This window comes from Thermomonas alba, from assembly GCF_022419205.1.
Lineage (GTDB): Bacteria > Pseudomonadota > Gammaproteobacteria > Xanthomonadales > Xanthomonadaceae > Thermomonas > Thermomonas alba.
Window position 1 is genome coordinate 1 of sequence record NZ_JAJOZU010000056.1, and the last position, 550, is coordinate 550.

A 550-nucleotide genomic window follows, 5' to 3' on the forward strand; every position below is an offset into this window, starting at 1 on the left:
GCACTTCTGCCGCCTGGACGGAGCACTGCACATCCCCGATGCGCGCACGCTGTGGAGTTTCAAGCAGCGCTTGGCCCAAGGCGGTCTGGGCGGCCGCGCCATCTTCGAGGCGGTGAGCCTGCAGTTGCAGCAGCACGGCTACATCCCGCGCGGCGGGCAGATCGTGGATGCCAGCATCGTGCAGGCACCGCTCACCCAGGCGAACAAGGACGAGCGCGAAGCGCTCAACGAAGGCCGCAGGCCCGAGGGCTGGAATGCCAAGCGGCTGCAGCACACCGACCGCGACGCGCGCTGGACCAAGAAGCACGGCAAGAGCTTCTACGGCTACAAGGTGCACGCCAACGCGGACGCGCGCTACAAGCTGATCCGCCGGGTCAAGGTCACGCCGGCCAACGCCGACGACGGCCAGACGCTCAAGGAGGTGCTGGACCGCGCCAACACCGGCGCGCGGCTGCTGGCCGACCGAGGCTACGACGCGCAGACCAACCGCCAGTTGCTGCAGGCCCACGGGCTGCGCGACGGCATCGCGCGGCGTGCCAAGCCCGGGCAG

Annotated in this window: 1 protein-coding gene; it reads left to right on the forward strand. The window is 69.8% G+C overall.

Features of this window, described 5'->3' with window-relative positions; translation table 11 throughout:
- Positions 1–550: transposase (locus ML342_RS11720; RefSeq protein WP_240127192.1), on the forward strand; the 550-nt coding region annotated here is incomplete at both ends.